Below are 25316 nucleotides of genomic sequence, written 5' to 3'. Positions count from 1 at the left end.
CCGCTACCTTCATCCGCCAACGGCTCCATCATTCTGCCTCCCATCGTATTGCCCCCATCATTCTGCCCCGTATCATTCTGCCTCCTCCCTACAGAACACGATCCAAGCAGGTGTCGCTCGCTTACGCTTCCCGCTGGCATTTCTCTCTCATCGTTTTGCCCCCATTGTTTTGCCCCGAATCATTCTGCCTCCTTCCTACAGAACACGATCCAAGCAGGTGTCGCTCGTCTACGCTTCCCGCTGGCATTTCTCTCTCATCGTTTTGCCCCCATTGTTTTGCCCCGAATCATTCTGCCTCCTTCCTACAGAACACGATCCAAGCAGGTGTCGCTCGCTTACGCTTCCCGCTGGCGTTTCTCTCTCATCGTTTTGCCATAGGAATCCAGATCGCCCGAGTCTGAATCATGGAGACTCGCTCAATGTCATGTGCAATAGCGGGTAGGGTTTGCCTTGTCCGTCAAGCGGTGATCGACCTGTGACGCGGAACCCCATGCGTTTGTAAAAGCCGACCGCTTGCTCGTTTTGCTCGTTAACGTCAACCCTTGCTGCTCCCTGCTGCTCGATCGCGTGCTCGGTCAACAGCCGTCCGATCCCGGAGCCTCTTCCCTGCGGAGCAACGAACAGCATTTCGATGTTCCCTTCATGCACGCCGCAAAACCCGCGGATCTCGCCTGCATCGGACTTCGCGCATCGAAGGTCGACCGCGTCAAAGTACTGGTCCAAGATCATCGGTCGGAGCCTTTCGATGTCGCCTTCCTGCAGAAAGTCATGCGTGGCTCTCACGGACGCCTCCCAGATTTCGATCAACGTTGAATAGTCATTCTGGGTCGCCTGCTCGACTCTCATCTCGTCCTACTTCCTTTTCACTGAACGTCATTAAATTCATCTTGGCCCCCAAAAGTGGCCCTGTCGCTCTTCGCAATTGTGGCCCTGGTGCAGGGCCACCCTGATCCTAGAATTGCGGTCGAGTGTCCCGCCCACAAAAACTTCGTCGAACAGGTGAAACTGTGAAACAACTCTTAGCAAATCTTGTTTTAGTGATCGCCACCCTTTGCACAAGCCACGTCGCCAACGCCCAACAGGCGACAATCACCGCACCGGAAACGTGCACCATCAACGTCAAAGACAGTGTCAGTCGGTCGACGTTCGACCCGTCGCTGCCGACGATCGGCGTCCTGCTATTTGACAGCGTCTTGATGACGGAAGTGACCGCGCCGATCGACGTGTTTTCCAAGCCGGACAAAGACGGAAAAAAACTCTTCAACGTCGTCACGGTCGCGCGAGCCCTCCAGCCGGTTTCGATGGAAAGCGGGCTACGAGTCGTACCGGATTATTCGTTTGACGATTGCCCCGAATTGAACGTTCTGGTGGTGTCCAGCTCCTATGAAATGGAATCGGTGATTGCTTCCGCCGAGATCGTGGACTTTGTCAGATCAAAAGGAAAAACGTCGGACTACACGATCAGCAACTGCGCCGGTGCCCACTTGATTGGCGCAGCCGGCGTCGCCGATGGCCGCAAGATCGTCACCTACATCGGCGGAGGCAATCTGCTTCAAGAAACCTATCCGAAGCTCGCGGTCCAAGATGACAGCCGCGTGAGTTTCGTGAAAGACGGCAAAATGATCTCGTCCAACGGCAACCTCGCCAGTTACATCTCCGCGTTAGAGTTGCTGCAAGAGATGACGAGCCGGCAACATCGCAACTTCGTCGAATCGCATCTGTATCTGGACCGATTGAAGAACTACAACCGCTGAGACGACACTGTAGGGGCTCACTTTTGCAGCTCTTTCGCCCAGCGACGGACCGCTCGACGGATCGATTCTTTGTCGAACGCGGCAAAGCCCAGAATCATGCCAGGTGCGTCCCCGTTTCGCGAATACATGCTGACCGGGTGAAATTCAACTTTCGCTCGGTTGGCTGCCGCGATGAGCTTGGTTTCGGCCGCTTTCGTGACACCGCGTGCCACCAGGTGCATCCCCGATTCTGGCTGCTCGACACCAACGTACCCGGCGAGGTGTTTGTCGAGCGTCTCGAGAAGGACCGTCTGTCGTTCGCAGTACAGCGCACGCATCCGGCGAATGTGTTTCACAAAATTCCCGGATTCGATGAAGCGGTGCAGCACCATTTGAACGAGCGGCGGTGACGCTCGGTCCTGCAGAAAACGCGCATAGGCAAAGGTCTTCGCCAGGTCAGCCGGCACAATCAAGAATCCCAACCGGATCGCCGGATACAGCATCTTGCTGAACGTTCCCATGTAAATCGTACGCCCCGAAGAATCGAGACTGCTTAACGAAGCATGGGGGCGTCCGGCATAGCGAAATTCACCGTTGTAGTCGTCTTCGACAATCCAGCTTTTGTGGCGTTGTGCCGCGGCGATCAGTTCCAACCTGCGATTCAGGCTCATGGTCATGCCCATCGGCCATTGGCCACCGGGTGTCACACAGATCAGCTTTGGCGGTGCGGTGTTTTTGGGAACTCGCGACAAGTCGATCCCCTGGGAGTCCAGCGGCAACGGTATCAGGCGTGCCCCCGCGATCTCCAGCAATCGGTTGGCCGGCGCGTTCCCGGGCTCTTCCACCCAAACCGCGTCGTCACGCTCCAACAGTAACTGCGAAATCAAGGTCACGGCCTGCTGCGAACCGGAGGTGATCACGACCTGGTCCGCGTGGCATGACAGCCCTCGCGAGACCGCCATGTACTGGGCAATCGACTCTCGCAGCGGCTGATAGCCTTGCGGATCACCAACGCATAAATGGCGTCTGGACCACCGGGCCTGTTCGTTGCGGAAGCGATTCCAGATTTCGAGCGGAAACTCATCGATCGCTGGTAAGTGGGGAGTGAACGCTTTCGGTGCCGCCGTCATCGTCGGCATCCAGCGGGATTCGTCGCAGAACTGCCGGCCCAAGGGCGACAGACATTCCACGGGATTCATTTGCGGTGCCACTGGACTCGTGGTGGCGTCGAATTCAAACGCTTGCGGCGGCATTTTGGCAACGCGTGTTCCACTGCCGCGAACCGACTCCAAATACCCCTCGGAGATCAATTGATCATACGCGGCCAGCACCGTATTGCGAGAGACGCCGATCGCGGTCGCAAGGTTGCGGCTGGAGGGCACACGGTCATCGGGACGCAAGGTTCGGTCGGCGATGGCCTGCCGCAGATGATGCTCCAGTTGCTGGTAGACCGGCGTCGCAGAATCAGGAATCAGCTGAATGGACTCGAACTCGAACTGCTCGTTTCTGCGCCGCGACATGACTTCTGCAAAGTGGTCCCGTTGAATCACCATAAAGTGGCCCTTTCTCGGATCCACCTGGATTCTATGATTCTACTGCGAAACGTTATTCCATAACCATCGGAGAATGAAATGCGAGCAGATTACTTTCAAACGGACCACCGATACATCGAAGCGTTGCTTAAGAAACCCGCCGCAGCGGTCTAGCCTTGCACGATCAAGTCGCAAAGCTCCCCAAGAGTATCAATGGCTTGATCGGCCGTATGGCGCTAGCCTACGGGCCTTGGTTCACAATCTCTGTGAGTGGGGCCCGTACGCTCGCGCGAAACGGCTAATCCAGTCAGCAATTCGATTGAATCAAATAGGCGCAAAATCTTGGTCCGCCGCAAACCGCCGAAAACGTCTGCTGCCGTGATCAGAACGAAGCCACCCTCTGGGATACGATCCGCCAACAAGAGCGTCGCCATGATAAACTGGGCAGCCCCATGACTCGCTGACTCCAACGGAACTTGTGTCCCACCATGCCAACCTTCACGCCAAGAACTCGCACCTTCGTTCTATTCTTCGCATTGCTATGCACCGGGATCGCCGCCGTCGCAGCCGACGGACTCGTTAATCCAACCGATGCAACAAACCAAACGGTTCAAGAAACGGGTTCTAGCGTCAAAGAGGGCACGCCGATTTTCTTGACGGCAAACGACCTGTCGATCGTCACCGGAAAGCCTTCGCTAGTGACCATGTCCAGTGGGTCCACACACATTCCCGTCTGGTCCTTGTCCGGCGGCACCACCGGCCAGTCCGTCGCCGGAATCGTCAACGGTCTGCCCAACGAGTGCGTCGCGGTGAGGGTCGAGATCGTGGTCACGACGACGGACAAGACGACCAGCCCCGAGTTCCAGGATCTCTATCGCGTCCATTTGTCTCAGTTGGTCGATGGCGTTCCGTTCACGGACCGGTACGCGCTGGGAAAACCCGTGCAAACCAAGCTCCCCGCCGCACCGTTTCACACCCGGACGATTGTGCTGGAGACGTTCTACCAAGTGGATCCCGACGCTCCCTTGTGGGTGCGGATCCAGCGTGAACCGGGGCTTCCCGGCGACACGTTCACCCGGCCCACTGGCTTGGCGGTCGTGAAAGTGACACCCTTGATGACCGACCCTCCGAAAGCGCACCTCGTGCAGGACGTGGCCGGCTATAACTCGTGGCCGATGATCCAGGCCATCGGAGAAAAACTCGTCTGCACCTACAGCAGGGGCTCAGCACACTCGATCACCGAAGACGCCCGCGCCGTCTACGCACGCACCTCCACCGACGGCGGCGAAACATGGACCGAGGAAACGGTGGTCGCCGACACACCCGGATACGGAGAGGTCACGGTCGGAAAAGGTCTGGATTCCAGCGGCGCGATGTTGTTGTGGGTGCGCCGCATCGGAAAGGATTGGAACCACGACCTGTACCGAAGCACGGACGGCCAGACGTTTACGCTGCTATCCACTCCGAAGCTGGACGTTCAACCGATGCAGATCACCGACGTTTTCTCCGTCCCCGGCGTCGGACTGATGGCGCTGTGGTTCGCGGGAAAATACAATGACCAAGCCGTTCATTCTTGGGGCATGATGACCAGCAGCGACGATGGCGTCACTTGGAAACAAACCACCATCGAATCCGAATTGACAAAACAGGATTGGCCGACCGAACCCGCCGCCGTCTACCTGGGTGAGGGGCGGATCCTTGCCGTCGCGCGGACCGAAACCGGCCCCACCCAGTTCCAGATGATGTCCACGGATTACGGCGCGACCTGGACCCGCAAGCGAACCAACATCGGTGATATCGCGGCATCCACGCCCAGCCTGATCCTCGATCCCTATTCCGGATTGCTGAGCAACTATTACTATGAACGTGGCCGAGGCCTCCTCCGCCGCCGCGTCGTCGATCCGGAGCACATCTTTGAACATCCACAAGACTGGCCCGCGTCGGAGATCGTGACCCTCGCCAGTCCGGTCATGTGGGACTCGGGAAACGCAAACGCAACAGCGATCGGGAACGAGCACTACGTCGCGTTCTATTCCGGCAAAGCTCCCAACACCTCCGTGCTCGTTTCCGAGGTCCCGGCGCCGATCGACAAGTAATCACGTCGTCGACCACCGCATCATTCTGCCCCGCATCATTCTGCCTTTCCCCCACTGACTCCCATCGACGTGGCAGGACACCGTATCCTACCAATCAGATCGATCGCCTGACTGACAACGAACTCCAACTTTGAAAACCATGCAACACCCCGCAATCATACGAAAGCCCGGCGAAGGGCGCAGGATCGGCATCGTCGGCGACCTGTACCGGTTCCTCGCCACCGGGAAAGAAACGGGCGGGAAGTACGCCACGTTTGAGGCGATCGTTCCGCCCGGCAGCGGCCCGCCTCCGCATGTCCACAGCCGAGAAGAAGAGTCGTTCTTGGTCCTGGAAGGCGAAATGACGTTCCAGTTGGGCGACCAGAGGTTCACGGCCGGCGAAGGCACGTTCCTGAACATGCCCGTCGGCAGTCTTCATTGCTTCAAGAACGAATCAAACAAGACCGCACGGCTGCTGATCACCTTGGCGCCGGCCGGGATGGAGGAGATGTTTTTCGAGGTGGGAACACCGTTGGCCGATGACGCCGACACCGCGCCGCCACCCAGCGAGGTCGAGATCAAAAAACTGCTCGACGCCGCACCTCGTTACGGCCTCGAAATCAGGGTGCCGCAAAAGTGAAAGCAATGGCACACAAGAAAGGGCTTAAAGGGGACGGGGTGAATGGCACGGGCTTAAGTCCATACGCTGAGCCGTAGGCGCTAGCCTCGGGCCTTACCTTAAGTCCATACGCTGAGCCGTAGGCGCTAGCCTCGGGCCTTGCCGCCGTGTTAAAGGCGCATCAGGGCCCGCGGCTAGCGCCGTCGGCTCACTATGCCCTTGCCATTCGGGACGGGGGTCTTTTTTCTTTCCGTTTCGGCCAAAAACGAAGTCGCCGGCGATTTCCTTCCCCGTTCTGTAACGCCCTGCGTACCTGGGTTGGCGGGTGCCGTGGTTGACTTCAGCGGCACCGCCACCGGTTTGGCAACTGCCGACGGCGAACAGCAACCTCTTGTTAACTGAACGGGAATCCCATGAGCGATGGTATCGTTGACGAACGGAGCGTGTCCCCTCCGGCGGCCCTTTTGGCCGACTTTGGTTTTGATGACGACAAACTGAAATCGAATCACAAGGCCTGGCTGGAATCCGCGGTGGTCGACCGGATTCGTTCCGTAGCGATGAAGCCGGCGGACGGCTATTGGGAAATCCGTCTCGAAGGAGCAGCCAGCCAGATCGGCAGCGACGGCTACAACCTGCAATTGTCACAGCGGCGAGCGGATCAGGTGCAGAACTACATTCGGGGGCGGCTCGCCGGGCATCCGCTGACATTTCGAGTGATCCCCAGGGGCGAGAGCGTGCCGGTCGACCCGGCCGTCCAGGACAACGCTTGGGACCGGGCCGTCGCCGTGATCGTCACGAAATACCGCTTGCCCAAGCCCACGAAGAAGCCGAAAAAACGCAAGCTGCCGCCGACGAAGATCCCCAAGGTCATCCCCCCGATTCCGAAAACCAAGTCGTTTTCTATTCAGGTGATCAGCGGTGAAGCCGAGTCGCTGTTCAGCCTGGCCGCGCCAACTGGCCTGGCCAAAGGCGTGGCAAAACGAATCGCCAAACGTATCGGTGCGAGTGCGAAATTTGTCGAGAAGATTCTCAAAAAACTTCCCTTCCCCAACGCTCGTTTCGGGCTCTTGGCGTTGGAAGTCGAGGTCGAGATCGTCGACAAACTGTTCAAAGAATCCGCACGTTACACCATTGAGCACAGTGTGCCCTATTGCAGCGGCGGAATCACGGGTGCACCGAAGAAGTTTGAGATTCGACGCGGCGACAAGGCGACGTTCACGGACTTGCGGGCCATCGAACCGGACGACTTCGCCGGCGACGCGTTCCTGTCCATTGCCGACGAGCGGTTCAGTTTTGGAAAACCGGCCAAGGGGCGAGGATTTCGGCATTCACGCGTGGACCTCGATTTTCGCTGGATGCCGAACAACGTCATTTTCGGTGATGTCGGTGCCGCGGTAGACTTCGAACTCAGCTAGCGAACCCTTACCGGCGTCGGAGGACATCCTTGCGTCGCACTTGGAGTCGATGATCGAATCCGCCGAGTGAGACGGCCGGTCTGCGACTCCAATATTGCATCTCCGCCCCTTTCCTGGCCTGCGCTTGCTTGTCGGTCAGCGTTTGCCGGCAAGCGATCCCATCAGACCGATGAATCCGGCAACGGACAGCCAACGCACGGGACCGGTTTCAAAAATGACAGTCGCGGAAAGAACAATCGCCGCGGTGAACCAAAAGACCGCCCGGTCGATTCCCTGCCATCGCCGTCCGCGGATCGCCATCGCGGTCGAATAACCCATCCAGATTGCGGCGAAGGCGAGATTGACGTACACACCCCATCCAGCTCGGATCCCAGTGACTCGCTCGGATTCCTTCGCCGTCGCCGCGATCGCTGCCGCATGGCTCCAGCCGTATGCGAGTCCATAGCTGGCCAGAATGTGCAGCGTGATCATCACACTGCCGAAAAGCCAAGCGAAACAGTAGACTCTCTGCCGCGCACGGTTGCCGACATGAGAATCGCCGCTGCGCGCGAAGCTGCCGACAAACCAGCCGACCAGGGCCAGCCAAACCGGAACATAAATCAACGCGTCATCGATCATGGTAAGCCAATGGACCGGAAGGGCGCAAGGGTGATACACCCCGGTTCAGGTTCCCAATGCAGGAAGAACATGCAGTGCGAGGTCCACGGCAAAGTGAGCCAACATTGCGGCGATCAGACTACGCCGCCAATACAAGAAACCGAACAAAACGCCGACGAGTGTGTTCCCCATCATCGTCGCCGCAATTCCGATGCGATCGGCTGCGCCATAGGAGGCAAGCTGGGGTAAGTGCATGGCCGCAAATACCAGAGCAGAGACAACAATGGCCGACCATCCGACGACCGGAGAAACGTCCTGTCGAGCGAGCAGCCGCAACACCGTCCAGGCAAGAATCGTCAAGACCCCCAGACGCATCCAGACCTCCTCTCCGACCGCAGCACCGATTGAAACCATCAGCCCACCCCAGATTCCCCGGTGTCCAAGTGTCGGCAATTCTGGTGGCAGATACGGCTGAGCGACGAATCGAAGTAAGAGCAGCGAAATCCCCAATGCCAGTCCCAGAGGGATGGCTAGCTTGGCATCCTGAAGGAGTTTCTTTCCCGATCCTGGCGTTCGATACAGTAGATCGGTGACCAAAGGCGCGCCGAGACCGATCGTTTGCCCGAGCATCAGACCTAACGCCGCCAGTGGAATCGTGACGGCACACAAGACGATGGCACTGGGCCCCAATACGGCGAGGAAGTTGCCGTCGAAGGTAGCGGCCAAGCTAGCGAGTTGGGTGACCAGAGTCAGGCCCACCAGCACAGTGAGCGGAAGAAGCGTTGATCGTTTCAGCCCGAATGCCGATGCTATGCTCATTTCGATGGTGATATCAACGGAGGAATGTGAAGCCCAATCGATGTTCGTAACTTGCGTCTAAATCTTTGCCGCAATACGAGGTCTTTCTACCAAGATTTTCGATTTCCGGGGCGTCGCGTGCCACGCCGCGGAGAAACGAGTCAAGGCGGTCGTTTGGGACGCCGTCACACTGCTGCAACTGGTATCGACCAGCGCAGTCTATGAAGATAGTCTGCACATCAACCGCCAATTTTTTGAGCTTCTCCGAGTATCCGAGAGCTGCCACTAAGTTCCCGGAAGAACCTTTTCCGGACGAAACTGGGAATCCATGATCAATCCAGGTGCAAATCCAAGAAGCGTTGTTGCGATTCCTCGGTACCGATCACAAACATTTCCGCGTTCGCCGGGAGTTTCGTGTCTGGATCCGGATTGACGAGCAGTCCCTCGTCGCCCTGAATGGCGATCACGCTACAACCGGTTCGTTGCCGCACGGCGTTTTCAACCAGCGTCTTGCCGGCAAGTGACGAGGGCACGTGCACTTTGAAAACGTCCAACCCTTCGGCTAACAGCAAGACGTCGCTGCGTCGGAGTAGATTGAAGATCACGTTGGCTCCCATAGACGACTCGGAGATGACGAAATCGGCACCGGCACGGTGAAGTGTATGGATATTACGTTCGTGCGTCGCACGACTGATGATCTGAACGTCCGCATGCAACCGTCGGCAATACAACGTCAGGTAAACATTGAGCGCGTCGTCGTGGGTCGTAATCACCACCGCAGACGTTTCCATGATCCCCGCTTGCTTCAGGATTTCCAGGTCGGCCGCGTCGCCTACGATCACTCGGTCATCGTGCTTGCGCCGCTCGTCTTTTTCCACCACCCGAAAATCAATGCCCTGCTGCTCAAGGCCACGAGCGGTTGCTGACCCGACACGGCCGAACCCGATAATCACGATCGGAACATTGCTGAAGTGATAGATACAAAACAGACTGTCGTATTCATCGAGTTGCTCACGGGTGCCCGCCATGACCAAGATCGTATTCTCGGTAATGAGCGTGTCGGGACCCGCGTTTTGGTAGCGTCCCCGTTCCCAGACTCCCGACACGCTCAGATTGACGTGATCACGTAGACGAATGTCGCGAAGCGTTCGACCGACCAACGGCGTTCTGGCCGCGCTGGCCTCGGCGATCAACAGATCATCAAACTGCCCGATGACGTGTGTTTTGGCGTCACGACCGATCACGCGTCGGGCCAGCGACCGGCCCATCATTTCAGCGAGTTCCAGCACCCGCGTGCACCCGGCAAGTTCCAAAATGTCGACCGAAGCCACGTTGGCGGCGGTGGCAACGATCGGCACCGTTTCGGAGACTTCGCGTGCCGTGAAGGCGACATTGGTATTGATGACGTCGGTGCCGATGGTGGCCACAAGTGCCGCCGTTTCGGTGCGCAACAGCCGGTAGGTCTCAGGGTCGTCCAATTCACCAACGACGACTTTCAAGTCCAGGTCGTGAAGTCGCAAAGCTTCCGCGACATCCGACACGAGTATCACATACGGGTATTTGAACTGCGTCAGCCTTTTGATCAACGCTGCCTCGACCGGGCCGTAATCCGTCACAATCACGTGACCCTCGGTATTGGCGGGCAATTGACGCGGTGCCCGTGCGGCTTCCTGGGCTTGCATCCACGGTGCATAGAAGAATTGAATGAAAGTGAAGGGCAGCAGGATCAGCATGAACAACGTCCCGCTCATCAAGACGACCATCGAAAAGAGCCGCCCCAGATCCGTGTGAAACGTGATGTCGCCGAACCCCAGCGTGGACATCACCGTCAACGTCCAATAGATGCCCGTGATCCAACTAAAACGTCGACCCTCCCACGCCATCAGGTGATGAAAGATCACGCTGTAGATGGCAATCATCCCGAACATCAAGAGTGCGAACTGGGTCAGCACCCGCAAATTACGGCGACTGGCACGGTTCCGCATAAAATGCAGGTACAGCGTCGTGAACGATTTCATTGCATTCTCGATGTCGACGGCTCTGCTCTCGATTGCACCGATGCACCGGATGATTCGTCGTAGGTCAGTCTAACAATGCCGACTTGGAAGTTCAAAGCAAAGGGCGCAACGCTTCTACCAGTGGCGCGTTGACGCCTCTGGGAAAACTTGCCCGCGCGTGTTCGCATCACTTCGCTGTTGACGATAACTCGAATACTTCGTCACCGGCGGTCTTACGCAAACGACGTTGCGGCAATTGCTGCGGCCCAAAAACAAGGCTGAACAAATCACATGATGGGAATGTCCAACGGGGGGCTCTGTTCGACGCACTTGCAATTCAGTGGTCTTGTAACCGCGGGCCGCATCCCAGACACAATGTTAGGCTTTGTCCCTCAACCCGTAGCGGAAGCCGCCAAGGCTTTCGACGCGCAGCAGTCCACACGGGAAAAGCCGGAATTCTTGGCGAATTCCGCTACCACAGACGACCCTTGCCGGGTTGAGGGACAAAGCCTGGTCCGAGACAGATTGCAGATCGATGCCTGGTAAGGAGCGTTGTTGAGCAACGCAGCCTGCTCCGCAAGCCGATCGATGTTGGCCGAACGAGCATCCAGATGGCCAGCGGTGGAAGTCTCGGCGTGTTAAAGTACGCTCACGCAACCGACCCGAACCAAGTCGGCTTTGGGCCTTCGTTCACCCGACGGCCGGACCGATTCGCTGTCTTACGCACGTTCGTTTTTTGACAGCCCGGTCAGTGCAAGACTACAAGAATTTTCCGGAATACATTAATGGCCCGAACAAGAGTTCAATTGCTGCTTTCAATCCTGCTGACCCTTGTCATCTGCGTGCCCGCGTCCGCCTGGTCGGCTGACGAATCGAAGCCGGAAAAGCTGCGGATCATCACGCACAATGTGTGGTATGGGTTCACCAAAAAGACTGAACCGCGATATGCCGACTGGAAACGCTGGATGAAGGCTCAATCGCCCGATGTCGTTTCATTGCAGGAGTTGAACACCTACACCGAGGAAAGACTGCGAGCAGATGCGGAATCATGGGGGCATCCGTATTCCGTACTACTGAAGGAAGACGGGTTCCCCACCGGGATCACTTCCCGATATCCGATCCAGGATGTGAAACGAATTCGCCAAGGATTCCACCATGGTCTGCTTCGATGTCGCATTCAGGGCATCTGGTTTTATGTGATCCACTTTCATCCTTCCAATTTCCAGCGGCGGATCGATGAAGCCGCACTGTTGAAGCAGGATGTCGACTCACTCCCCGAACAGAATCCGAAAGTCGTCTTGGCCGGCGATTTCAACGGGTTCTCCCCAGCCGACCAGTCACAGTATGACTCAGATCAGCAACTGGTTCCGTTCTTCAGGAGCCTCGATCAGAAAAGCCCCGGAGCCCGCAATCTGAATGATGGAAGAATCGACTACGGCGGCATTCAGGCAATTCTGGAACAGGGATACACGGATCTGATCGCCTCGCGCAGATCTCCTCACCTACCTTTCGTCGGGACCTTTCCGGGCGCACTTGTAAGCGATCAGGATCATGGGACGGATCGCCGGTTGGATTACATCTTTGTCTCTCCATCGCTGCGTGATCAGGTGGAATCGGTCGCGATCCTGCGTGACCCCTGCACGGAAATGCTCTCGGATCATCTCCCTGTGACCGCAACGATCCGGCTTCGTGAACCCGCGGGTCAAGCATCCATATTCGCATCAAAGCCGGAACTGCTGCAGGAAACAGGAGCCGGTGAGGGGCCGGCGTGGCATCCGAAACTGGGACTGTTGACAAGCGGGGAAGGAAACATCAATCGGCGCACACCGGCGGGAGAGCAAAGCGTGTGGTTTCGCAACGCCGGATCCAACGGACTGCAATTTGACCAACAAGGCAACCTGGTGATCTGCCAGTCGGCTCAGCGACGTCTGGTGCGGCGGAGTCAGGATGGTTCGCTGCAAGTGCTGGCGGACCAATTCCGGAACACGAAATTCAACACCCCCAACGATCTGGCCATTGATGCAAAGGGACGGATTTATTTTACCGACCCGCGTTATGGTGATCGTTCCTCCATCGAGATGCGGGATGATTCCGGCCGCCAAGTGGAAGGCGTTTACCGAGTGGATCCTGACGGTGGGATTGCCCGCATCATCACGCATGAAGTTGACCGCCCCAACGGGATCGCAATCACGTCGGACGGTCGATTCCTGTATGTCGCAGACAACAATAACAACAGTCGTGGCGGGGCGCGCAAGCTGTGGCGATTCAACCTGAACCCCGATGGCAGCGTTGACACCGCGACACAGAGGCTGATTCATGACTGGGGATCAACGCGGGGTCCGGATGGCCTCAAGCTCGACACCGCAGGCAGGCTTTACGTTGCCGCCGGACTGAATCGTCCGAATCTGCCATACGAAACCGCAGATCCGCCTACCGCTGGGATTTACGTGTTTTCTCCTGCGGGCGAATTGCTGGAATTCGTGGCAATCCCCCGTGACGAAACCACCAATTGTGCCTTCGGAGGCGCCGACGGAAAAACGCTGTTCGTCACCGCGGGAGGAACGTTATGGAGTATCCGCACAACAACTCCCGGCCAGGTGTTCTGAAGCGATGGCATTCCGGAAATCCCAGTCGATGTCACGGAAGCCTAGGCAAGACTCGCGATTGAGCGACCGGGATTGCCGCTATTCTTTGCCGCTCGGATCAAGACGTCGATGTTAAATTCTGATTCGATCGTTGGCTTACGCTTTGATTTCATCAAGCTGCTTGGTCGCGATGCCGACCGGGCGGTCAATCGGAACCCCGGCGCATGAAAGCAGCGTCGTAAGCAGGTCGCCCTGGTTGCCCTGAGTGTCGGGTAGGAATCTCCCTGTCTTGATGGAGCCTCCCCCCTTACCAGCGATGATGAACGGCAGGTTCTCTCGGGTATGCCGATCGCCGTCTTCGAGACCGGAACCCCACATCATGATGCTGTGATCCAGCAGCGAGCCGTCACCCTCTCGCAAACCGGCCATCTTTTTGACCATGTAAGCAAACTGATCGACATTGAACTTCGTAATGGCGGCCACCTTGCGGACCTTCTCCTGCTGGTTGTTGTGGTGAGTCGTCGAATGATGCTTGTCGGTGAATCCGAGTTCGGGGTACGACACTCCGTTTGGGGTGGAACCGATGTAGGAGCAGACGCGGGTTGTATCGGTCTGAAAGGCCAGCACCTTCAGGTCGCACATCACCTGCATGTATTCACTGCGTTTGTCACCTTCGGGAATCTTGATCTCGATCGGCGGTGAGTCCGAGTCGTGGCGGCGACTGGAGCGAACGCCGGCCTTCTCCAAAGCCGCCTCCTTCTGTCGCATTTCGATGGCGGCAATCCTCCGTTCCACCGAACGGACGCTATCCAAGTACTCGTCCAATTTATGCTGGTCCGTCGGGGGCAGCGTGCGCCGCAAATCTCGTGCGCCGGCGAGCACTCGATCCAACAATTGACGGTCCAGCGGGCTCATCGGCGTGGATGCGTGCCCCTTCGATTCCTGCTTGTTGAACAAGCGATTGAGCACGTTGTGCGGATTGATCTCGGCCGGGACCGCTTGAGTCGGCGAGCGAAAGCTACAGTGCGAATAGTAGGCTTCGTTCAGTCCTGCCTGGTTCTCCTTCCACGTCTGAGGCATCGTGGCTAGTTCCAACGAAGGCAACGGTGTGAACGCTCCAACGTAGTTTGCGGCGATCTGGTCGGCTGAAATCGAGATGCTGATTTCGTCGCGTTTGTCTGGGTTCGGCAGCGCTGCGGTGAGCCATGTTGATAGTTCGAGTGCGTGGGGGGCGCCTTTGAAAGGACCGTTGGAAACCCCTGAAACGCCTTTCATCATCAAACACTGGTCAAGTATCGGCCGCAGGGACTCGAGTGCTGGTGGCGGCGATGTGAGGAAGCTCTCCGCATCGGCGGGCCAAAACTGGTCCATGATCACGCCATGGGGCATGTACATGAACCCGAGACGTATCGGTGGTTTGGATGCTTGATTCCCACTGGCTTCTGCCCACCCCATGGCATCCAACAGAGGCAGCGCGAGAGCGGCTCCGGCGCCTTTCAAATAGGTTCGACGATCAATGATTGTCATCGGACTCTCCGGTGTGTGAATAAATAACTGGCGATCACCTCGGTGATCACCGTGCGCATTCGGTAATCGTCCTCGGCAATCTTGACCATCAGTTGGTCGATCACGATTTCATCGTAGCCTTCCAATTGCCGCCCCAACGCGAAGGCCATCAAGCGTTCAGTCAGGTTGCGAGCCAGGTCTGATTTTCGCTCGGCCAACAGGCGTTTGAGTTCTGCGGGGTTCGAAAAACGCGCGTCACCGGGAAGTGCTCCCGCGGAATCGATCGCGACACCGGCGTCATTCTTTTCGCGCCAGCGTCCAATCGCGTCGAAGTTCTCTAACCCGAAACCGATCGGGTCGAGAACCCTGTGGCAGTTGGCGCAAGTCGGATCGGATTGGTGTAATTCGGTCCGCTCGCGGAGCGTCAGACCTTCCAGGTTCTTCTGCGGTTGATCTTCCAACTCGGGGACATCCGGTGGAGGTGGCGGGACGCGTTCTCCCAGGACCTGCTCGAGCACCCAGACACCACGCTTGACGGGGCTGGTGCGGCCTGGAAACGATGTCGACGCCAACGTGGCCGGCATCCCGAGAATGCCACCGCGATTGGGGTCTTCCAGTTTGACCTGTCGCATTGCGGGCCCCTGAACGGATTGCTCCAGGCCGTACAGCTTGGCGAGCGGTTCATTAAGAAAGGTGTAGTCGCTGTCGACGAACCGAAAGACGCTTTGGTTCTCGCGCACGATGCTCTCAAAAAACAGGCGTGCTTCATCCATCATCGCCGTCCGCAGTTCGGCAGTCATCTCAGGAAACACGTCTGGGTCAAACGTCTGGTTCTTTAGCCCACTGACGCCAAGCCACTGGGCGCCGAAGCTGTCAAACAAAGCGCGCGATCGCTGGTGATCTAGCAACCGCGCCACCTGGGCCCGCAATACTTCGGGTTTGTGAAGCTGGCCCTTGTCGGCCAGCGCAGACAACTGGGCGTCAGGCGGTGCCGACCACAGCAAATAAGAAAGGCGGGAGGCGAGTTGATAATCGTCCAGCGGTACGATGGCGTCTTTCGAGTCGAATCCTGCCGCAGGCGTGATGAATAGAAATTGCGGTGAGACCAGGATCGCCTTCCACATCAACGCCAACGACGCCGTGTAATTCATCTGGTGCTCGCGGCCGAGATCGAAGATCCCCACCAATACATCCAGTTCCGCCTCGGTGGGCGGACGACGGTAGGCGTCGCGAGCCAACGTGCGGGCAACTTCTCGAGCCGCACTGGGAAAATCGCTGTCGTCCGCAGGAGTTTCGCCAAACAGACGTCTTTGCACTTCGTTGGGTCGTTGCCCCTCCGGTGCCACGACTTGTTCGATCAACTTGTTGGCGATGCCGAGGAACAGCTCCGATTGCAGAGGCGAGATGGAGTTCAGATAGCCCTCCCCGACGACTTCCTCTGGCAAGCTGCCTGCGATCGACGGGGCCACACCATACAGGTCGCGCAGCGTATTGCCGTATTCCACCTTGCTCAGACGCCGGATCACGAAGGGGCCGGGATCACGCCCGGCCAGATACTTCAGCTTGCCGATCCACTGCGCGAACTCACGCCGCTCCTCCTCCGTCGGAATCTCTCCCGCGTCTTCGGGCGGCATGTCGTGGACCTTGACGTTCGCAACCGCCTTCTTCCAATGCAGGAATGACGTCGCGCTTTCAGGGCTGTTAAGTGCCGACCGTAGATTGAGTCCCGCTTCGGGACGCGGACCGTGGCAGTCGATGCAGTATCGATTGACGAACGGCTCGACCTTCTTTCGGAAAGTCTTTCTGGCATCGGTACGAAGCGCTTCCTCGTTCGCAACACCATCTTCAGGCTCTGCTCGACAGGGCGAAGCCGGCGCCAAAGCCAATACGATGCCCAGGGCCGAGATCGTCAAACCGAAACGAAAACGGTTGTGGATCTTGCTCTGTGCTTTCATGTGTTTGCCGTCCCGCGTACCTGAGGTGTTCGTAAAGCCGACGAAAGATTTACGGCGAAAAATGCAATCAATCGTCAGCCCGCCTTCGCCCGATTATGCCAGAATCTGCTCCGCTACGCGAGCGTCGTCGACGCCGGCCAGGCGGACGTCCAGGCCGGTGAGTTGCTATTGCTGATCAATCCCGAAATCACGAACCTTGCGGTGGAACAGACGAATGATTTCGGTTCACCATCACTTCGACTGTAAAATGGTCGCCGAGCGGTTTAACGTCATAACACATGAATGTCTTGCCGCTCAATTCAGTACGATCAAGCAATCGCGGCCACGGAAGCTCTCGGTTCTCAATGTCTCGACTTCAATCGTCTCTGCCGACCTCGCCACCGTAGTCCATGAAGATCGTCTTCGCGTGAACCGCCAAGCTGTCGACGAGCGCCGGATCATCGGGCGAGAGCGGCGTTTCCGGGGTAAGCTCTCCCGCGCGAGCGGCAAGCACGATGGCGGCCAACACATGCTCAACATCGACCGGTAGATCCGTCGATTCTTCGAGCCGGATCGCCAAGTCGAACAGCACCTCCGCGAGTGAGGGATCGACGGTCGCTTGCCCGGACGCACTAACGGACAATCCCGGCACAATCTGTTGCTTTCTGGCGTCGTTCATCGGCGCTCACAACGCTCCATTGATAAACTCAAACAGCGCCTTCGTGGGCGGATCACCGGGCAATCCCAATTCCCTGTTGATCGTTCCATGGTTCTTGCCTTCCGCGGCAAGACTGTTGGCATTAACAACAGCTTTCCTGAGGGCGTCTGCGAAAGCCTGGGAGCGAGCCGTCGAGTCGGCGCGACTGGCGACGTGCAGGATCAGGAAAGCCGGAATGCCTTTTCCCTCAGCCACGTGAGCGATCGGCGACAGGTCGTTCTGGCTTGCTTCGCTTTTACCGAAGACAGTCGTGTAGAGCCCGCCACGCAGAGGGCCGGCGCTCTTGATCTGACTTACGACATCATAGGCGGCGGTGTCGACGGGGATGCAGCCGGTGATTTTGCTGAGCGACAGGCCTTCAGCCTCGAGATAACGTTCATCGGTGCAAACCAAAGCGGCCAAATGCGCACCCGCGGAGTGCCCGGCAACGAAGAGCGATTCTCGATCACCGCCGTAGTCTTCGGCATGATCGTAGCCCCACTTGATCGCCTTGGCGATGTCACTCGTCATTTGCTTGACCGTTACGTCAGGCACAAATCGGTAGTTGACCGAGATGAAGACAAACCCCTTCTCGATGAACGCCTTGGGTTTGCTCTGGACGCCAGCTTTGTCTCCTTTTCGCCATCCGCCCCCGTGAATCCAGAACACGATGGGATGGTCATCGCCTTCGGGGGGCGCATAGACATCCAGTTTTTGTCGCTCGTGGCCGTTTTCGACATAAGCGACGTCACGACGCACGTTGATCGCCTCAGAGACAGTCGAGGCCTTCCGTACCTTGATCCATTCGACCTCCAGCTTGAACGGTCCGGCCTGCTTGTCGCTGAGTTGAATTCCCAGGACCGTGACGTTATCGGGGACAAAGGTCTCGTTCGGAAACACTCGACCTCGCCATGTGGCCACGAACTTGTCCATTGGCAAGACGACTTCGATCCATTCGTCCCTTTTTGTTTTGAAAGGTTGTTGGTAGGAATTCCGGCTGACACGACGTGGCACATAAAGGCGGAGGTTGTATTCACGACCGTCGCCGCGAACTCGAATCACAATGGAATCGCCATTTTTGAGTCCAAGATTGGAACCTCTCGATCTGACCGATGCGAAGCCTCCGTTGTTTTCCAGCGACAGCGTGCCGAAGAACTCGAAATTCCTGTCGTCGTTGATTTCGAAGCGGCCATCGGAACGACCGCCCATCACGCCATCGTTGACGGCTTGCCATCCCTCGGCAGCGTCTGCGTCGTCGAAGTTAAACAGGATTCGATCCTCGGCAATGACCGACACGCCTCCCAGGCAGGCGATCAGCAACATCATTCTTAAGATCATGTTCTTGATTCTCGTGAAGGAAAACTCATTCAGATCTCCTAGGATACCGTTTCGCAACCGCGGCGCGACAAAGCCCCGGCAAAACCCAATGGGCCAGACCATATGGCACGGCATAAACGCTGGTGTCTAGCCTTGAGGCGATTCCCGGCCGCTGCATCGCAGCGACAGCCGGCGGCTAAAGCCTGCACAGGAGCGATTGCTGAATCCCTTTCGGCTTAACCCCGTTCCATTCAAACCTGCCCCTTTTGATGCGTCACCATTGTAGAACCGTTGTCCCCAACTGTTCCCCCTCAGCCGCACGCGGCTGACCCCGGCACCCTCTGCCCGCTGCGCAGTCAGCAGAGAACAGTTGAGACAACGGTTCTACGCTGGCTAATCAAAGGGGTCAGGCCCAATACTGTTCGGCACAAGATTTGCGCACGAAGTTTTAGCATATTTTGGCACGCGGTTTGCGCCATGGACACGCTCACAGAGGACGGCTGCCATAGTGTCATTGTCGCTGACGATTCGTCATGCCCGCCAAGCAAACCAAGCCCAAAATAGTTCCAAAACGTGGGAAACCAGTTGTCACTCCTGGTACTCCAGATGATCTGTCGGTCGATCAGGCACAGCAAGAGGCGACCACCGATGCCTCAGATCGAAAATTCAAGAGCAAAGACATTCAAGGTCTGAAGTATCTCGATATGATCGCTCCTCTGCTGGAGCGACTTCATGACGACCAATGCGAACGCGACAAAGCTGGCAATCGAGACCTGCACTACGACCAACTCTGCATGCTGGTACTGCTATATCTATTTAATCCGGCGATTACCGCGTTGCGGTCAATTCCTCAAGCCACGGAACTTGCGAAAGTCAAGAAACGACTCGGTTGCGGACGAACATCCCTTGGCTCACTGAGCGAAGCTTCGCGCGTGTTCGACGCCGACCGTCTCAAAGAAGTCATTGCCGAGCTCGGCCAGCACGCACAGTCGGTACATGGCCAAAAGAGCCTGCACGGCATCAACCAGACGATCACCCTTGTCGATGGCTCATTGGTCTCTTGCCTGCCTCGCTTGATCGATGCATCGATCTTCAAAGGGCAAAGCAACAGTCACTTGGTCAAGTGGCGATTGCATACGCACTTCGAGGTGGATCGGTACGTCCCGACGCGAATCGACGTGACGCCCGACGCAGGTGGCCAGCACGACGAACGATCGGTGCTCGAGCAGACGATCCAGCGAGATCGTTTGTATGTCATGGATCGCGGTTATGCAAAGTTCTCGCTGTTCAACAAGATCGTCCAAGCCAAAAGCAGCTATGTGTGCCGCGTTCGCGACAACAGTGTTTACGATGTCCTGGAGCAGCGAGTGCTTTCCGAAAAAGCCGTCGCCGCAGGAGTCTTAAGCGATGAGATTGTAGATCTTGGCAGACACCAGGGCGGAAACCGAGAACGGCCAGGGCATCCTGTTCGGTTGATCTGCGTTCGTTGTAGCGCCCATACCAGCCGTGGAAAGTACCACGGGACTTCGACGGGACCGAGCAGCGATGGCATCTTACGAATCGTGACGAACATGCTGGATGTTCCCGCCGAAATCATCGCATTGATCTATTCTCAACGCTGGATCATCGAGATCTTTTTTCGATTCTTCAAGCAGTTGATGGGCTGTAGCCACTTGATATTCCACAGCCAGAATGGAATTGAGATTCAGTGCTATTGTGCATTGATCGCCTGCCTGCTGATCAACATCTGGACGGGGCGCAAGCCAACCAAGCGTACGTTTGAGATGATCAGCTACTACTTCATGGGTCTGGCGAGCGAAGAGGAATTGATCGCTCATTTAGAGAAACTCAAGCGGCACTACGACGCGACTGCAACCAACCAATAAAACTCGATTCGGGAGCATCGCAATTGATGTTGCCTGCGATTGATGCTGCGCGGTCACCAAAACGATAATCGCTCCGCTTGCCAGCCACTGCTTGCGACTGCAACCCGAACCGTCATCGATTACTCAAACTCTGTCCGCTCAAGGTGCGGAGCAAGCAGAGTGCCGAACAGTATTGGGTCAGGCCTCTTTGTTGGTCGGCAACGTCCCAAGAATGCAGGCGGCTGGCATGCGAACGTCAACGGACACGGGGCGATAGCCGCCTGAAGTAGCGGAAGCCGCCAAGGCTTTCGACGCGCAGCAGTCCACACGGGAAAAGTCGAAATCCTTGGCGAATTCCGATACCACAGACGCCCCATACCGGGTTGAGGGACAAAGCCTCGCGCTGGAGCTACTTGACGATCTTCTGGTCCATTGGCGATCTCCTTTGTTGCAGTCACTTGCGAACAGCGTCTACGATCAAGAGCCCGACTCCAACCATGCTGCCCAAGGCGATCACCGCATAACCAATTCGAAACGCCAAGAATTGCGACACGTTGTCGGTCGGCTCAAATGTCGCCAAGAAGCCGAATCCACAGAATGCAGCGACAGCGAGAAGGGCGATCACCCCCGGTATAGCGGCCATTCGTTTCATGATTCCCCGCCCTTGTCGCTCGTCTTCCCGTCACGGTGCCTGCGGCACCGATCACTACAATACTTGACTTCGCCCCAAACCTTCTCCCACTTCTTTCGCCAGGTGAAAGGGCGGCCGCAGACGATGCAGATTTTCTCGGGAAGTTTGGGCTGTTTTTTTGCCATCGCAATGACTCGCGCGCGAGTTTGATCTCAATGCCGGGGGGCGCCGATCCAGCGATCGCCTTGCCACCCAATTTATCTCACATTCCGCCCTGCGACGACTGCAACGTCGGTTGGCCGTTTTCGCTGCTCCGGTTCGGAGTCATGGTGGACTGTCAATTGATTTGCATGACCGTCGAAATTTGACGCCCGCAATCCATCGGTCTAGTCTAGTGTGACTCGTTCTGAGATCTACATTTTGAGGCGTCGCGATGTTGCAGTTCATTTTCAAGTCGGTCGCGTCGTTGGTGCTGATCATCGTATGTCGGCCCGCCATTGCTGCCCCGGTCTCGTTTCTGCCAATCGCCGAAGCCCACATCATCGACAGCGACGGCAACGGAGTTTTTGAGACGATCTTTGACGACCCATCGTTTGCGCTTTCCATTCGGCGTTTTGACGGCACCGTCCAAGATCGGACAGTGATCGAGTACGATCTTTCGTCGATTTCCGGCGACGTTCACGTGACGAGCGCTCGGTTGGATTTTCGTGTGACCGCGATACCCTTGGCTGGATCGGGAGCCGTATCCATCGGTGGGTACGCGGGGAATGGCACGATCGAGTTAGCGGACGCTGCAAACCCCGTCCTGGCGATTGGCTCCTACGATGCGATGACGGAGGGACTGGGGCTGACGTCGGTGAACCTTGATCCAGCATTCTTTCAAAACCAGTTGGCGGGAACAGCCCCAATCGGCCTCCGTCTCGAGTCTGCGGTTAACGAAGTCAATACGTCGATCTCGCAGTCGTCCCCTGCTCCCACTCTCGTTCTGGATGTCGTGGCCGTTCCTGAGCCTTGCCTTTTGGGCTTGCTCACCATATTCATTGCAGGTTGTTCACTCTCGCGACGGTCCCGTACGGCGACGTGATCGAAACAGGCGGATCGACCGGTCGCCCAAGCGGCTCCGGCTCTGTCGACCGGAACAGCGGCTTGGCAATCGAAAACCGCGGACCTTAGACTCACTGCTAAGTCTCTTTCAGCCCTGTATTCTCGGCTACCTTGATTTCTTGTCGGCGTTCTTGCGTTTGCCACCCGTTGCCTTAGCTGGCTCCGCATTGGTATTGGGAAAGAACTCTGCCAGTTCAACCTTCAGGCTCGCGAGCGATTCCTCACCGGCAAGATTATTCCACTCGTTGGGATCGATTCGCAGGTCGTAGAGTTCCTCGCTGCCGTCGTTATATCGGATATATCGATGGGTTTGGCTGCGGACGGCGTGGTTGTCTTTGCCGAAGGTCGTCAACGCCACGTTCGGCCATGGTGCAGATGGGTTTTCCAGCAACGGCGTCAAGCTGACTCCTTCCAGTCCCTCTCGGGGTGGCAAGCCACACAATTCGATCAGAGTCGGATAGATCGACAACAATTCAACGGGGCGCTTGCACGGTTTGCCCTGATCGATTCCCGGGACACTGAGAATGAAAGGAACGCGAGTCGCTTGTTCCCAAAGTGATTGCTTCGCCCAGCGTTCCTTCTCACCAAGAAAAAAGCCATGGTCCGAGTACAGCACGACGATCGTGTTGTTTGCGTGCGAACTCGTTGCGAGAGCATCGAGGACTCGACCAACCTGTTCATCGGTCCAACGAATACAGGCCAGGTACGATTGCACGGCCTCATTCCAGCGTCCGCTTTCGACAAACCACGAGTGAGCCGGCGCGGCGGGGGCCTTCGTCAGAGTCGCGGCAATGCTTGGCAGGTCGTCACGGTCACCGTCTTTCACCTCTGGCAGTTCGATCGTGTCTGCCGGGATCTCATTGAAGACGCGGGTCGGAGAATAGAATGGAACATGGGGCCGATAGAACCCAACGGCAAGAAAAAATGGTTGCTCGGATCGCTTGCCGATGAAATCGATCGCCCACGAAGCATCGACATAATCCTGGAACAGTTCTTCGTTATAGGACTGGCCGCCAAAATCCCACAGGCCTTTTGCCCCGTCGGGGGTCTCAGGGATCAGACGTTGATCGATTTTCTGTCGCTGGCCAGGTCGCGGCCCGATTTCGTCAAAGTCACCAGGCGGCAACCCAGAACCGTGGTAGATCTTGCCCGTGGTGTAGGTTCTGTAACCGCTCGCCGCGAAATGGCGAGGTAGCGTGACACGGGACTTCAGGGCGTCCACGGTCCAAGGCTTGGGCGAATTCATATAAACGCCGCTGCTCGATGGCCGCATCCCGTACATAATGCTTGTCCGGGACGGGTTGCAGATCGGTGCCTGGCAATGAGCATTGCTGAACAAGGTCCCATGCTCGGCAAGCCGATCGATGTTGGGCGAACGGGCTTGCGGATGCCCGCCCAAGCAGCCAACCCAGTTGTTCAAATCGTCAATCGCAATCAGCAACACGTTCGGCTTATCAGCCTGCACGACAACGGATGGCCAGGACAAGACCAACAGCCCGAATAGGACGCGCATTGATTGAGCACGAGTCATGTGAAATCGCCTCAGCGGGATCGAGGGTGCGGGGAGTACCAGAGTGTAGTCAAAAATGCGGACGAGCAGGCTTTGACCGACGTGATCGCAGGTAGCCAGCAGTAGAAATCCCGGCTTGTGAAAGTACGCTCAAGCAACCGAAACAGGCCGTAACGGGTTCGGGCCTGCTTCGATCGGCGGCTCAAAGCATGACACGAACGGATTGGCTATATTCTCTTGTGTCGAATTGAAACTCTGCCTCACGGAACGAACGCAATGGTATCAAGTGAAACGAGCGAATCCCCCATTACAGTGGCCGTGTCGCGGTCATTGTGTCTCCTGATCGTCGCATCTTGTTTGACCCTCGGTCGTCCCGTGTTGGCGAAAGACCGATTGATATGCTGTGGTGGGGCGGAGGTCTTTATTCTTGAAATCGATCCAGACCAATCCGAGGCTCCGGCGCCGGTTTGGTCGTGGAAGGCAGAAGATTCTCCTGAGATTCCGGAGGCGGGTAGAAGATCGTTCGCGACGACCGACGAGTGCAAACCGATTGGAGGGTCTCTTCTGATCACATCGTCCAGCGGCGGTGTCGCATTGATTCGCCGGAGTGACAAACGTTGCCAGTTCTACACGGAGGCGAAGAATGCCCACAGCGCATGTCTACTGCCGGTGGATCGCGTTGCGGTGGCGTCAAGCTTTGGCGGCGACGAACTTCTCGTTTACAAGCTGGCCCGGCCCAGCGGCAGCCCGGCAAAACCGGTCGCCAGAATTCCCCTTCGAGGTGCCCATGGAGCGATTTGGGACGAGGAGTTGAAACGATTGTGGGCCCTGGGATCCGATGAACTCCTGTTGCTCGATATTGGAGACGAACCGACGAGTTCCACCATCGGTGTTGATCGACGAATCGAGCTCCCGACGCCCGGCGGCCACGACCTCTCGCAATCACGCGAAACGTCCATCTTCTTCGTGACGACGAACGAGCACGTCTACCGTTTCGATGCCAGAGACGCCCGCTTTACACCACACCCAATTCTTGCCGACCGGCCCAAGGTGAAATCGGTCAGCGAACATCCTCAGACCGGTGAGGTCGTTTATCACCAGGGAACGCCAGAAAACTGGTGGAGCGACAGAATTCGATTCCTCGGCGACCGAGAGGACATCCAGCTACCAGGGCGACGACTCTACAAAGTCCGATGGGACAGGTAAGCTTCACGGAGCGAAATCAAATGATAGACATCGAGTTGTTGCCGCTCCGACGACGAATTGCTGCGGTTGCTCGACCAGCAGTCGCATCGCCATCGTTCCGCCGTTGGATGCCCCAGTGACGTAAACTCAGCTCGGATCACGATCGTGCTCTTTGACAACCGTCTTAACCGGCCGGTGACGTTACACGTTGAATTC

20 protein-coding genes are annotated in these 25316 nt (G+C 57.1%); 8 read left to right on the top strand and 12 right to left on the bottom strand.

What is annotated here, in order from left to right:
* Positions 1-402: 402 nt before the first annotated feature.
* Positions 403-846 carry an acetyltransferase gene (locus Mal15_RS09485; RefSeq protein WP_147867532.1) on the bottom strand — a complete coding sequence of 148 codons (444 nt, stop codon included), beginning with the start codon at positions 844-846 and terminating at the stop codon, positions 403-405.
* A 161-nt stretch (positions 847-1007) separates the two neighbouring features.
* Here Mal15_RS09485 and Mal15_RS09480 point away from each other — a divergent pair, with 161 nt between their 5' ends.
* Complete coding sequence (locus Mal15_RS09480) at positions 1008-1754, top strand: DJ-1/PfpI family protein (protein ID WP_233903368.1); 747 nt, start codon at positions 1008-1010, stop codon at positions 1752-1754.
* Between the two features lie 17 nt (positions 1755-1771).
* On the opposite strand, the gene pdxR is transcribed toward Mal15_RS09480, so the two are convergent.
* Positions 1772-3286 carry a MocR-like pyridoxine biosynthesis transcription factor PdxR gene (gene pdxR, locus Mal15_RS09475; RefSeq protein ID WP_233903367.1) on the bottom strand — a complete coding sequence of 505 codons (1515 nt, stop codon included), beginning with the start codon at positions 3284-3286 and terminating at the stop codon, positions 1772-1774.
* 467 nt (positions 3287-3753) lie between these two features.
* Here pdxR and Mal15_RS09470 point away from each other — a divergent pair, with 467 nt between their 5' ends.
* The 3 genes from Mal15_RS09470 to Mal15_RS09460 all read left to right on the top strand — a co-directional run bounded on the left by Mal15_RS09470 (position 3754) and on the right by Mal15_RS09460 (position 7374).
* Positions 3754-5361 (top strand): sialidase family protein, encoded by a 1608-nt coding sequence (locus tag Mal15_RS09470; protein ID WP_147867531.1) that lies wholly within the window; start codon positions 3754-3756, stop codon positions 5359-5361.
* Positions 5362-5500: 139 nt separating this feature from the next.
* Entirely contained in the window at positions 5501-5980 is a 480-nt protein-coding gene (locus tag Mal15_RS09465; RefSeq protein WP_147867530.1) for a quercetin 2,3-dioxygenase, read from the top strand.
* A 392-nt stretch (positions 5981-6372) separates the two neighbouring features.
* Positions 6373-7374, top strand: coding sequence for an OmpA family protein (locus Mal15_RS09460; protein ID WP_147867529.1), 1002 nt, complete (start codon positions 6373-6375; stop codon positions 7372-7374).
* Positions 7375-7509: 135 nt separating this feature from the next.
* Here the strand turns inward: Mal15_RS09460 and Mal15_RS09455 are convergent, their stop codons facing one another.
* The 3 genes from Mal15_RS09455 to Mal15_RS09445 form a co-directional block, all read right to left on the bottom strand.
* Entirely contained in the window at positions 7510-7992 is a 483-nt protein-coding gene (locus Mal15_RS09455) for a hypothetical protein (protein WP_147867528.1), read from the bottom strand.
* Positions 7993-8037: 45 nt separating this feature from the next.
* Entirely contained in the window at positions 8038-8790 is a 753-nt protein-coding gene (locus tag Mal15_RS09450) for a CPBP family intramembrane glutamic endopeptidase (protein ID WP_147867527.1), read from the bottom strand.
* 311 nt (positions 8791-9101) lie between these two features.
* Positions 9102-10787, bottom strand: coding sequence for a potassium channel family protein (locus tag Mal15_RS09445; RefSeq protein WP_147867526.1), 1686 nt, complete (start codon positions 10785-10787; stop codon positions 9102-9104).
* A gap of 764 nt (positions 10788-11551) precedes the next feature.
* On the opposite strand from Mal15_RS09445, the gene Mal15_RS35000 reads away from it, so the two are divergent.
* Positions 11552-13372 (top strand): SMP-30/gluconolactonase/LRE family protein, encoded by a 1821-nt coding sequence (locus Mal15_RS35000; protein ID WP_167546702.1) that lies wholly within the window; start codon positions 11552-11554, stop codon positions 13370-13372.
* A gap of 135 nt (positions 13373-13507) precedes the next feature.
* Here Mal15_RS35000 and Mal15_RS09435 read toward each other — a convergent pair whose 3' ends face one another.
* The 4 genes from Mal15_RS09435 to Mal15_RS09420 form a co-directional block, all read right to left on the bottom strand.
* Positions 13508-14878 (bottom strand): DUF1552 domain-containing protein, encoded by a 1371-nt coding sequence (locus Mal15_RS09435; protein WP_147867525.1) that lies wholly within the window; start codon positions 14876-14878, stop codon positions 13508-13510.
* Positions 14875-16812 (bottom strand): DUF1592 domain-containing protein, encoded by a 1938-nt coding sequence (locus Mal15_RS09430; protein WP_147867524.1) that lies wholly within the window; start codon positions 16810-16812, stop codon positions 14875-14877. The genes Mal15_RS09435 and Mal15_RS09430 overlap by 4 nt, the downstream gene beginning before the upstream one ends.
* Before the next feature lie 355 nt (positions 16813-17167).
* Entirely contained in the window at positions 17168-17470 is a 303-nt protein-coding gene (locus tag Mal15_RS09425; RefSeq protein ID WP_147867523.1) for a hypothetical protein, read from the bottom strand.
* A gap of 6 nt (positions 17471-17476) precedes the next feature.
* Positions 17477-18826 (bottom strand): CIA30 family protein, encoded by a 1350-nt coding sequence (locus Mal15_RS09420; protein WP_167546701.1) that lies wholly within the window; start codon positions 18824-18826, stop codon positions 17477-17479.
* Between the two features lie 512 nt (positions 18827-19338).
* On the opposite strand from Mal15_RS09420, the gene Mal15_RS09415 reads away from it, so the two are divergent.
* A complete protein-coding gene (locus Mal15_RS09415) occupies positions 19339-20691 on the top strand; it encodes an IS4 family transposase (RefSeq protein ID WP_147866038.1) in 1353 nt (450 codons plus the stop codon).
* A gap of 433 nt (positions 20692-21124) precedes the next feature.
* Here the strand turns inward: Mal15_RS09415 and Mal15_RS09410 are convergent, their stop codons facing one another.
* Positions 21125-21322: a hypothetical protein gene (locus tag Mal15_RS09410; protein ID WP_147867521.1), complete on the bottom strand. Its 198-nt coding sequence runs from the start codon at positions 21320-21322 to the stop codon at positions 21125-21127.
* On the bottom strand, positions 21319-21486 hold the full coding sequence (locus Mal15_RS35110; protein WP_167546700.1) for a DUF2256 domain-containing protein: 168 nt from the start codon (positions 21484-21486) through the stop codon (positions 21319-21321). Before Mal15_RS35110 ends, Mal15_RS09410 begins: the two co-directional genes overlap by 4 nt.
* Positions 21487-21767: 281 nt before the next feature.
* On the opposite strand from Mal15_RS35110, the gene Mal15_RS09400 reads away from it, so the two are divergent.
* Positions 21768-22385 carry a hypothetical protein gene (locus tag Mal15_RS09400; protein WP_147867520.1) on the top strand — a complete coding sequence of 206 codons (618 nt, stop codon included), beginning with the start codon at positions 21768-21770 and terminating at the stop codon, positions 22383-22385.
* Positions 22386-22511: 126 nt separating this feature from the next.
* Here the strand turns inward: Mal15_RS09400 and Mal15_RS09395 are convergent, their stop codons facing one another.
* The gene (locus Mal15_RS09395) at positions 22512-23936 is read right to left on the bottom strand and encodes a sulfatase (protein WP_147867519.1); all 1425 of its coding nucleotides are present in this window, start codon (positions 23934-23936) and stop codon (positions 22512-22514) included.
* Between the two features lie 255 nt (positions 23937-24191).
* On the opposite strand from Mal15_RS09395, the gene Mal15_RS34615 reads away from it, so the two are divergent.
* Entirely contained in the window at positions 24192-25121 is a 930-nt protein-coding gene (locus Mal15_RS34615; RefSeq protein ID WP_233903366.1) for a DUF6528 family protein, read from the top strand.
* Positions 25122-25316 lie beyond the last annotated feature (195 nt).

This window comes from Stieleria maiorica (assembly GCF_008035925.1).
Lineage (GTDB): Bacteria > Planctomycetota > Planctomycetia > Pirellulales > Pirellulaceae > Stieleria > Stieleria maiorica.
The sequence above is the reverse complement of the archived record's forward strand: the minus strand, read 5'-3'. Positions and strand labels throughout refer to the sequence as shown.